The sequence below is a fragment of the Pseudomonas sp. NDM genome (assembly GCF_003105095.1).
In the GTDB taxonomy this organism is placed as follows: domain Bacteria; phylum Pseudomonadota; class Gammaproteobacteria; order Pseudomonadales; family Pseudomonadaceae; genus Aquipseudomonas; species Aquipseudomonas moraviensis_A.
The window spans coordinates 1-9,881 of record NZ_QETJ01000166.1; the positions used below are offsets into that span (position 1 = coordinate 1).

General features: G+C 60.8%; 8 protein-coding genes and 1 pseudogene. 3 read left to right on the forward strand and 6 right to left on the reverse strand.

The annotated features are described in order from the left end of the window. Window positions 1–46 precede the first annotated feature (46 nt). From pyk to gcl, 5 genes are all read right to left on the reverse strand, one after another. On the reverse strand, window positions 47–1,462 hold the full coding sequence (pyk, locus tag DCO47_RS22770) for a pyruvate kinase (protein ID WP_116658971.1): 1,416 nt from the start codon (window positions 1,460–1,462) through the stop codon (window positions 47–49). Continuing rightward, window positions 1,459–2,733 carry a glycerate kinase gene (locus DCO47_RS22775; RefSeq protein ID WP_116658972.1) on the reverse strand — a complete coding sequence of 425 codons (1,275 nt, stop codon included), beginning with the start codon at window positions 2,731–2,733 and terminating at the stop codon, window positions 1,459–1,461. The genes pyk and DCO47_RS22775 overlap by 4 nt, the downstream gene beginning before the upstream one ends. Window positions 2,734–2,886: 153 nt before the next feature. Further along, window positions 2,887–3,780, reverse strand: coding sequence for a 2-hydroxy-3-oxopropionate reductase (locus DCO47_RS22785; RefSeq protein WP_016771028.1), 894 nt, complete (start codon window positions 3,778–3,780; stop codon window positions 2,887–2,889). A 160-nt stretch (window positions 3,781–3,940) separates the two neighbouring features. Further along, window positions 3,941–4,723 carry a hydroxypyruvate isomerase gene (gene hyi, locus DCO47_RS22790; RefSeq protein ID WP_116658973.1) on the reverse strand — a complete coding sequence of 261 codons (783 nt, stop codon included), beginning with the start codon at window positions 4,721–4,723 and terminating at the stop codon, window positions 3,941–3,943. A 179-nt stretch (window positions 4,724–4,902) separates the two neighbouring features. Continuing rightward, a complete protein-coding gene (gcl, locus tag DCO47_RS22795) occupies window positions 4,903–6,678 on the reverse strand; it encodes a glyoxylate carboligase (protein ID WP_042607573.1) in 1,776 nt (591 codons plus the stop codon). Window positions 6,679–6,946: 268 nt separating this feature from the next. Between gcl and DCO47_RS22800 the strand changes: the two genes are divergently transcribed. Together DCO47_RS22800 and DCO47_RS22805 are read left to right on the forward strand one after the other, a co-directional pair. Then, entirely contained in the window at window positions 6,947–7,387 is a 441-nt protein-coding gene (locus DCO47_RS22800; RefSeq protein ID WP_064365443.1) for a heme-binding protein, read from the forward strand. A gap of 212 nt (window positions 7,388–7,599) precedes the next feature. Continuing rightward, window positions 7,600–8,058, forward strand: a pseudogene (locus DCO47_RS22805) (transposase). 102 nt (window positions 8,059–8,160) lie between these two features. Here DCO47_RS22805 and DCO47_RS22810 read toward each other — a convergent pair. Then, window positions 8,161–8,766, reverse strand: coding sequence for a TetR/AcrR family transcriptional regulator (locus tag DCO47_RS22810; protein WP_042607576.1), 606 nt, complete (start codon window positions 8,764–8,766; stop codon window positions 8,161–8,163). Between the two features lie 135 nt (window positions 8,767–8,901). Between DCO47_RS22810 and DCO47_RS22815 the strand changes: the two genes are divergently transcribed. Beyond that, window positions 8,902–9,816, forward strand: coding sequence for a DUF808 domain-containing protein (locus DCO47_RS22815; RefSeq protein ID WP_065615113.1), 915 nt, complete (start codon window positions 8,902–8,904; stop codon window positions 9,814–9,816). The last annotated feature ends 65 nt before the right edge of the window (window positions 9,817–9,881 follow it).

Below are 9,881 nucleotides of genomic sequence, written 5' to 3' on the forward strand. Positions count from 1 at the left end.
AACCAATGTGGGAGCGAGCCTGCTCGCGAAGAGGCCGGTACAAGCGCTAAATCAACGTCTCGATGCGCAGCGAATTGGTCGAGCCCGGCTGGCCGAACGGCACGCCGGCGGTGATCAGCAATGTGTCGCCACGCTCGGCCATGCCTTGCGCCTGAGCAATCTCCAGCGCGGTCGAGCAGACTTCGTCGACCTGACGCAGGCGATCGTTGACCACCGAATGAATGCCCCAGGCCACGCTCAAGCGCCGCGCGGTTTGCAGGTTGGGCGTCAGATTGAGGATCGGTGCTTTCGGCCTCTCCCGCGATGCACGCAGCGTCGAGGCGCCCGACTCGCTGTAATTGACCAGCACCGCCACCGGCAGCACGTTGCTGATACGGCGGATCGCGCAGCTGATCGCATCGGAAACGGTCGCCTCGGCTTTCGGTCGGCTGACGTCGAGCTGGGTCTGATAATCCGGGCCGTTTTCCACCTGGCGGATGATCTTGCTCATCATCTGCACGGCTTCCAGGGGGTACTCGCCAGAGGCGGTTTCCGCTGAGAGCATCACTGCATCGGCGCCTTCGGCCACGGCGTTGGCGACGTCAGTCACCTCGGCACGGGTTGGGGCAGGGGAGAAGCGCATCGACTCGAGCATCTGCGTCGCCACCACCACCGGTTTACCCAGTGCGCGGCAGGTGGTGATGATGTTTTTCTGAATCTGCGGCACGCTTTCCGCTGGCACTTCCACGCCAAGATCCCCGCGCGCGACCATGATCGCGTCGCTCAGCTCAGCGATTTCACGCAATTGCTCGACCGCCGAAGGCTTCTCGATTTTTGCCATCAGAAACGCCTTGTTGCCGATCAATGCGCGGGCTTCGACGATGTCTTGTGGACGCTGCACGAACGACAGCGCAACCCAGTCCACGCCCAGCTCCAGACCGAAGCTCAGGTCGCGGCGATCCTTGGCGGTCAGCGGGCTGAGGTCGAGCACCGCTTGCGGCACATTCACGCCTTTGCGATCAGACAATTCGCCGCCGTTGAGCACCGTGGTGTCGATTGCATCGGCGTACTTGGTGACCACGCGCAGGCGCAGTTTGCCGTCGTCGAGCAGCAGGTCCATGCCGGCTTCCAGCGCAGCAATGATCTCTGGATGCGGCAGGTTGACCCGGCGTTCATCGCCCGGTGTCGCATCGAGATCGAGACGGAACGCCTGACCGCGATGCAACTGCACCTTGCCGTCGGCGAACTTGCCGACGCGCAGTTTCGGCCCCTGCAGATCCATCAGAATGCCCAGCGGGTAGTTGAGCTGGCGCTCGACTTCGCGGATCCACTGATAGCGCTTGGCGTGGTCGGCATGATCGCCGTGACTGAAGTTCAGGCGGAAGATGTTGACCCCGGCCTCGACCAGCTCGCGGATGTCGTCGATACCATCGACCGCGGGGCCGAGGGTGGCGAGGATTTTGACCTTTTTATCAGGCGTCATGATTTGCAGTTCTCAAGGATCAGAATGGCGCGGAAGTCGTTGACATTGGTGCGGGTCGGCTCGGTGACGATCAGCGCATCGAGCGCCTGGAAGTAGCCGTAACCATTGTTGTTATCCAGTTCGTCGCTGGCGCTCAGACCGAGGGCGGCGGCGCGGGCGTAGCTGTCCGGGGTCATGATCGCGCCGGCGTTGTCTTCCGAACCGTCGATGCCATCGGTGTCGCCGGCCAGCGCGTAGACGCCGGGCTGGCCCTTGAGGCTGTCGGTGAGGCTGAGCAGGAATTCAGCGTTACGTCCGCCCCGGCCGTTGCCGCGCACGGTGACCGTGGTTTCACCGCCGGAGAGAATCACGCAAGGTGCCGCCAGCGGCTGGCCGTGGTGGATGATCTGCCGGGCGATGCCAGCGTGGACTTTCGCCACTTCGCGGGACTCGCCCTCGAGGTCGCCGAGAATCAATGTGCTGAAACCGGCCTGACGGCACTTCACCGCCGCCGCATCCAATGATTGCTGCGGCCGGGCGATCAATTGGAAATGGCTGCGCGCCAGACTCGGGTCGCCGGGTTTTACGGTTTCCGATTCCGGACTCTGCAGCCAAGTGCGCACAGAGGCGGGGATGTCGATGCCGTAGCGCTTGATGATCGCCAATGCTTCAGCGGAGGTGCTCGGGTCGGCCACGGTCGGGCCGGAGGCGATGACCGTGGCGAGGTCGCCCGGTACGTCGGAAATCGCATAGGTGTAGACAGTCGCCGGCCAGCAGGCCTTGCCGAGGCGGCCGCCCTTGATCGCCGAGAGGTGCTTGCGCACGCAGTTCATCTCGCCGATGGTCGCGCCGGATTTCAGCAAGGCTTTGTTGATCGTTTGTTTGTCAGCGAGGGTGATGCCTTCGGCCGGCAGGGCGAGCAGGGCAGAGCCACCACCGGAGAGCAGGAAGATGACGCGATCGTCTTCGCTGAGGTTGCTGACCAGTTCGAGTACGCGTTTGGCCACGGCCAGACCGGCGGCGTCCGGCACCGGGTGCGCGGCCTCGACCACTTCGATTTTTTCGCACGGAGCGCCGTGACCGTAGCGGGTGACCACCAGGCCGGTGACTTCACCCTCCCAGCAACGCTCGACCACTTGCGCCATGGCGGCAGCGGCTTTGCCGGCGCCGATGACGATGACTCGACCGCTGTGATCGGCAGGCAGATGGGCTTCGAGGACTTGGTTCGGATGCGCCGCGTCGATGGCTGTGGCAAACAGCTCGCGCAGCAGTTGTTGCGGATCGACCGACATGGCGGGCTCCCGGAATTCTTGTTATTCGAATGGGCGACTCAGATCCCTGTAGGAGTGAGCCTGCTCGCGAACGCGGTATGTCAGCCAACATGGATGTTGAATGTGAAGCCGCTTTCGCGAGCAGGCTCGCTCCCACAGGGTTTTGTGCAGGCTTTATTTATTGTCGCGGATCGAGAAATTGGCCATGTGCTCAAGGCCCTTGATCAGCGCCGAGTGATCCCAATTGCTACCACCGATGGCCGCGCAGGTGCTGAACACTTGCTGGGCGTTGGCGGTGTTCGGCAGGTTGATGTTCAGCTCCTTGGCGCCTTGCAGGGCCAGGTTCAGGTCCTTCTGGTGCAGGCTGATGCGGAAGCCCGGGTCGAAGGTGCCTTTGATCATGCGCTCGCCGTGCACTTCGAGAATCTTCGAAGAGGCGAAACCACCCATCAGGGCTTCACGCACCTTGGCGGGATCAGCACCGTTTTTCGAGGCGAACAGCAGCGCTTCGGCAACGGCCTGGATGTTCAGGGCAACGATGATCTGGTTGGCGACCTTGGCGGTCTGGCCGTCGCCATTGCCACCGACCAGGGTGATGTTCTTGCCCATGGCCTGGAACAGCGGCAGGGCGCGTTCGAAGGCATCGGCGTCGCCACCGACCATGATGCTCAGGGTCGCGGCTTTGGCACCGACTTCACCGCCTGACACGGGAGCATCGAGGTATTGCGCGCCTTTCTCGTTGATTTTCGCCGCGAAGGCTTTGGTGGCGGTCGGCGAGATCGAGCTCATGTCGATGACCACTTTGCCCTTGCCTATGCCGGCGGCAACGCCGTCGGCGCGGAACAGCACGTCATCGACCTGCGGGGTATCCGGGACCATGACGATGATGAATTCGGCTTCCTGCGCCACTTCGCGCGGGTTCGCAAGGGCAACGGCGCCAGCGGCGACCAGATCGGCCGGGGCCGCGTCGTGGTGTTGCGACAGGAACAGGCTGTGACCGGCTTTCTGCAGGTTCGCCGCCATTGGGTGGCCCATGATGCCGGTGCCGATGAATCCGATTTTAGCCATGAGAAAATCCTCTTGTTTTTGTCGTGCGCAAGCAAATAGGGGAGCTGCATTTCTGTAGGAGTGAGCCTGCTCGCGATAGCGGTTTGTCAGGCGAGATGGATATTGAATGTGCCGGCCTCATCGCGAGCAGGCTCACTCCTACAGAGGATTTGCTGTGTTCTCAGATTGCGTTGTGGGTTTTCAGCCAGCCGAGGCCAGCCTCGGTGGTGGTCAACGGCTTGTATTCACAGCCGACCCAACCCTGATAACCGATGCGGTCGAGGTGTTCGAACAGGAAGTGGTAGTTGATTTCACCGGTGCCCGGCTCGTTGCGCCCCGGGTTGTCCGCCAGTTGCACATGGTTGATCTCGCCCAGGTGCGATTGCAGGGTGCGGGCCAGATCACCTTCCATGATCTGCATGTGATAGATGTCGTATTGCAGGAACAGATTGGCGCTGCCGACCTGCTCGCGAATCGACAGGGCTTGCGCCGTGTTGTTCAGGTAGAAACCGGGAATGTCGCGGGTATTGATCGCTTCCATCACCAGTTTGATGCCCGCCGCTTGCAGCTTGTCGGCGGCGTATTTGAGGTTGGCGACGAAGGTTTTTTCCACCGTGGCATCGTCAACGCCTTGCGGACGAATGCCGGCCAGGCAGTTGACCTGGGTGTTGCCCAGCACTTGTGCGTAGGCAATCGCCAGATCGACCCCGGCGCGGAATTCTTCGACCCGATCCGGCAGGCAGGCGATACCGCGCTCGCCCTTGGCCCAGTCACCGGCCGGCAGGTTGAACAGCACTTGGGTCAGACCGTTGGCCTCGAGTCTTGCCTTGATTTCGGCGGAGCTGAAGTCGTACGGGAACAGGTATTCCACGCCACTGAAACCGGCCTTGGCGGCGGCGTCGAAACGGGCAAGGAAATCCTGTTCGGTGAACAGCATGGACAGGTTGGCTGCGAAACGCGGCATGGTGGTCTCCTAAAAACTGATGAGGCACGGTAGATCAGACTGAACGCGATCAGTCCCCTCTCCTTGGGGAGAGGGTTAGGGTGAGGGGGGAATCCTGAATCTGATCCCGATTGTACGAGCACCGCAAAACCTTTCCCTCACCCCAGCCCTCTCCCAGAGGGAGAGGGGGCTAAAAGCAATCAATCAAGCAACGAAATCGCCGTCGGCGCGTCGTTGCCGACCAGCGCCAGGTCTTCGAATTCGTTGACCGCGTTGATCTCGGTACCCATGGAGATGTTGGTCACACGCTCCAGGATGATCTCGACGATCACCGGCACCTTGAACTCTTCGATCATCTGTTCGGCCTTGCGCAGGGCAGGGGCGATTTCCGATGGTTCGAACACGCGCAGCGCCTTGCAACCGAGGCCTTCAGCGACTGCGATGTGGTCAACCCCGTAACCGTTGAGTTCCGGCGCATTCAGGTTATCGAAGGACAGCTGCACGCAGTAGTCCATTTCGAACCCGCGCTGCGCCTGACGGATCAGGCCCAGGTACGAGTTGTTCACCACGACGTGGATATACGGCAGTTTGAACTGAGCGCCGACCGCCAGTTCTTCGATCATGAACTGGAAATCATAGTCTCCCGACAGGGCCACGACTTTGCGGTTCGGATCGGCCTTGACCACGCCCAGCGCCGCCGGAATGGTCCAGCCCAACGGGCCGGCCTGGCCACAGTTGATCCAGTGACGCGGCTTGTAGACGTGCAGGAACTGCGCGCCGGCAATCTGCGACAGACCAATGGTGCTGACGTAGCAGGTGTCCTTGCCGAACACCTGATTCATTTCCTCGTAAACGCGCTGCGGTTTGACCGGCACGTTGTCGAAGTGAGTCTTGCGGTGCAGGCTGGCTTTGCGCTGCTGGCAATCCTGCAGCCAGGCACTGCGGTTTTTCAGCTTGCCGGCGGCTTGCCATTCCCGCGCCACTTCGATGAACACGGTCAGCGCGGCGGCGGCGTCAGAGACGATGCCCAGATCCGGGGTGAACACACGGCCGATCTGCGTGCCTTCGATGTCGACGTGAATGAACTTGCGACCTTCGGTGTACACGTCCACCGAACCGGTGTGACGGTTGGCCCAGCGGTTACCGATGCCCAGCACCACGTCGGATTTCAGCATCGTCGCGTTGCCGTAACGGTGCGACGTCTGCAGACCGACCATGCCGACCATCAGCGGGTGATCGTCAGGGATGGTGCCCCAGCCCATCAGGGTCGGGATGACCGGGATGCCGGTCAGTTCGGCGAACTCGACCAACAGATCGCTGGCGTCGGCATTGATGATGCCGCCACCGGCGACCAGCAACGGACGCTCGGCCTGATCCAGCAGCGCCAGCGCCTTCTCGACCTGCACGCGGGTCGCGGTCGGTTTGGCGAGGGGCAGCGGTTGGTAAGCGTCAATATCGAATTCGATCTCGGCCATCTGCACGTCGAATGGCAGGTCGATCAGCACTGGGCCCGGACGGCCGGAGCGCATTTCATAAAAAGCTTTCTGGAAGGCGTAAGGCACCTGGCCCGGTTCGAGCACCGTGGTCGCCCACTTGGTGACTGGCTTGACGATGCTGGTGATGTCGACAGCCTGGAAGTCTTCCTTGTGCATCCGGGCGCGGGGTGCCTGGCCGGTGATGCAGAGAATTGGAATCGAGTCGGCCGAGGCGCTGTAGAGCCCGGTGACCATGTCGGTACCGGCCGGGCCGGACGTGCCGATGCACACGCCGATGTTGCCGGCCTTGGTGCGGGTGTAGCCCTCGGCCATGTGCGAGGCGCCTTCAACGTGGCGAGCAAGGACGTGATCGATGCCACCGACCTTTTGCAAGGCGGAGTACAGCGGGTTGATCGCTGCGCCCGGGATGCCAAAAGCGGTATCAACCCCTTCGCGGCGCATCACCAGAACGGCGGCTTCGATTGCTCTCATTTTGCTCATGGTTTTGTGCCTCTTTACGTTTTGTAATTGTATACAAGTGGCTTTGCGCAGAGTGTATTCACGGCGGACGGCGCAGGTCAATCCATTTTCTCAAGCGTCTGTTTCATTCGTCGGAAGCCGCTTGTGCTGTGGCTTTTCGTCGCATGCGGCGCTTTTCGAGAATTATTGTATACAAAAAACTAACTCATTGTGTTCTATTTGTTGCATCGGACTGTGGCAGAAACGCGCAGTCCCACGACTTTCCCTATAACAAAATGAGGACGGCACCATGAGCGCTTTAACCTTGAAAGTCGCAGTCAACCTGGTCAGCGAAGCCATCAGTGCGGGGCGCGGCATCAACGCCGCGCCACTGACCATCGCGGTACTCGACACCGGCGGCCACCTGATCGCCCTGCAACGCGAAGACGGTGCCAGCCTGTTGCGCCCCGACATCGCTATCGGCAAAGCCTGGGGCGCCATCGCCCTGGGCAAAGGCTCACGCCTGCTCGCCCAGGACGCCCAACAACGCCCGGCCTTTTTTTCTTCGTTGAACAGCATGGGGCAGGGCAGCGTTGTGCCGGCACCGGGTGGTGTGTTGATCCGCAATCAGGCGGGTGAAGTGCTGGGCGCGATCGGGATCAGCGGAGATTTGTCGGATGTGGATGAGCAGGTGGCGATCAAAGCGGTGGAGGCGCTGGATCTGAGGGCGGATGGGGGGGTGGTTGCTTGAATTTGCGGTGATTGAGCTATGGCCATCGCGAGCAGGCTCACTCCTACAGTGGATCTGGGTTCAGACACAAAATGTTGGAACGCCACAAAACCCCTGTAGGAGTGAGCCTGCTCGCGATAGCTATCTTCCGGACACATCCTGCCAACAGTCTGCCCACTCCATTTGCATCCCCGGTACTAGCCTCTTATGACTTGATCACAGGAGGCAAAGGAATGCCAGATCTACCTGCTGCACATAAATTGCGAGTCGGGCGATATGCCGAAGTCAGCCGAATCTATCTGTTAACCAGCAACACCCATGAACGAAGGCCGGTTTTCAAGGATTTTGCCTTGGGCAAGCTGGTCGCTGATCAATTCCAAAATGCCCAGGATTCCGGGCTTGTGAATTCGCTGGCTTAGGTCGTCATGCCTGATCATTTCCATTGGCTAATTGAATTACGACGAGGCTCATTGAGTGAGCTGATACAGAAAACCAAGTCGATGAGTACCAGATCCGTAAGACAGGCTACCGGAGATAACAGTGTTCTCTGGCAGAGAGGTTTTCATGATCGGGCGTTGCGGCGGGAGGAGAACCTGGTGAAAGTGGCGCGGTATGTAGTAGCCAACCCATTGCGGGCCGGGCTGGTGGAGAAGCTTGGCGACTATCCACTATGGGGTGCGATTTGGGTTTGAGTGGGGACCGTATCGCCTCGATCGCGAGCAGGCTCACTCCTACAGGGGAACGTATTCCAAATGTAGGAGTGAGCCTGCTCGCGATTGCGTTGCTGCGGTCTTTCAGTCCGGCTCACATCCCTTCAACACCAACCGGATAATCGTCTGCGCGGCCGCTTCATAATCGGCTTCGTCGAGCTTGTCTTTCCCGGTCACCGCAGATATCTGCCAGTCGAAGTCGGCGTAGGTCTGGGTGGCGGCCCAGATGCTGAACATCAGGTGGTTGGGGTCGATCGGGGCGATCTGGCCGCGGTCGATCCAGCTCTGGATGCAGGCGATGTTGTGCTTGGCCTGGGCGTTGAGCTGCTCGACCAGGTCCGCGCTCAGGTGCGGCGCGCCGTGCATGATTTCGCTGGCGAACACCTTGGAGGCGTAAGGCAGGTCGCGGGAGATGCGGATCTTCGAGCGGATGTAGCCGCTCAGCACTTCGCTCGGCACGCCATCCGGGTTGAACGGGGTCGAGGCCTGCAGAATCGGCTCGATGATGCTTTCCAGCACCTCGCGGTAGAGGTTTTCCTTGGATTTGAAGTAGTAGTAGACGTTGGGCTTGGGCAATCCCGCCTTGGCGGCGATGTCGCTGGTTTTGGTCGCCGCAAAGCCCTTGTCGGCAAACTCTTCGCTGGCGGCGCGCAGGATCAGTTCTTTGTTACGCTCGCGGATTGTGCTCATAAACCCGGTGGTTCCTTGCCTGTTCTGGCGGTGGCGCATGGTAGCACCGGCCTTGAGCGGCGCTCAACAATGCAGCCTGTGGCCGGCGGTCGCGTTATGCTTGGCAACATTCATACACAGAAGGAAACAGGATTCATGGCAGGAAGCAGTTTGCTGGTGCTGATCGATGACATCGCCACCGTTCTGGATGACGTTGCATTGATGACGAAAATGGCCGCCAAGAAGACTGCCGGCGTGCTCGGTGACGACCTGGCGCTCAACGCCCAGCAGGTCTCGGGCGTGCGCGCCGAGCGGGAAATTCCCGTGGTGTGGGCGGTGGCCAAGGGCTCGTTCGTCAACAAACTGATCCTCGTGCCGTCGGCGCTGGCGATCAGCGCCTTCGTGCCATGGCTGGTGACGCCGCTGTTGATGGTCGGCGGTGCGTATCTGTGCTTCGAGGGTTTCGAGAAACTTGCGCACAAGTTCCTGCACAGCAAAGAGGAAGACGAAGCTGGGCACGCGCAGTTGACCGAGGCCGTCGCCGACCCGACCACCGATCTGGTGGCGTACGAAAAGGACAAGATCAAAGGCGCGATCCGCACCGACTTCATTCTTTCGGCAGAAATCATCGCCATCACCCTCGGCACCGTGGCAGATGCCTCGCTGACCCAGCAAGTGGTTGTCATGTCCGGCATCGCCATCGTCATGACCGTTGGCGTTTACGGTTTGGTGGCGGGCATCGTCAAACTTGACGATCTGGGCCTGTGGCTGACGCAGAAGCCCGGGCAAATGGCGAAAAAGATCGGCGGCGGCATCCTCAGCGCCGCGCCGTACATGATGAAAACCCTGTCGGTGGTCGGTACGGCGGCGATGTTCCTGGTCGGCGGCGGCATCCTGACTCATGGCGTGCCGGTGCTGCATCACTGGATCGAAGGTGTCGGCGCAGCGGCGGGCAGCGCCGGGTTCGCCGTGCCGATGCTGCTCAATGGTGTTGCGGGGATTATTGCCGGCGCCGTGGTGCTGGCGGTAGTGAGTGTCGTGGGCAAGCTCTGGCGCGCAATCAAAGGCTGAATACAGCCCCCTGTAGGAGTGAGCCTGCTCGCGATAGCGGTTTGTCAGCCGGACAGGTGGTGACT

Excerpts from the sequence above, each read along its gene's own strand:
- hyi (WP_116658973.1), bottom strand. The coding sequence starts at position 4,723 with ATGCCGCGTTTCGCAGCCAACCTGTCCATGCTGTTCACCGAACAGGAT.
- DCO47_RS22815 (WP_065615113.1), top strand. The coding sequence starts at position 8,902 with ATGGCAGGAAGCAGTTTGCTGGTGCTGATCGATGACATCGCCACCGTT.
- DCO47_RS22800 (WP_064365443.1), top strand. The coding sequence starts at position 6,947 with ATGAGCGCTTTAACCTTGAAAGTCGCAGTCAACCTGGTCAGCGAAGCC.
- DCO47_RS22785 (WP_016771028.1), bottom strand. The coding sequence starts at position 3,780 with ATGGCTAAAATCGGATTCATCGGCACCGGCATCATGGGCCACCCAATG.
- DCO47_RS22810 (WP_042607576.1), bottom strand. The coding sequence starts at position 8,766 with ATGAGCACAATCCGCGAGCGTAACAAAGAACTGATCCTGCGCGCCGCC.
- gcl (WP_042607573.1), bottom strand. The coding sequence starts at position 6,678 with ATGAGCAAAATGAGAGCAATCGAAGCCGCCGTTCTGGTGATGCGCCGC.
- pyk (WP_116658971.1), bottom strand. The coding sequence starts at position 1,462 with ATGACGCCTGATAAAAAGGTCAAAATCCTCGCCACCCTCGGCCCCGCG.
- DCO47_RS22775 (WP_116658972.1), bottom strand. The coding sequence starts at position 2,733 with ATGTCGGTCGATCCGCAACAACTGCTGCGCGAGCTGTTTGCCACAGCC.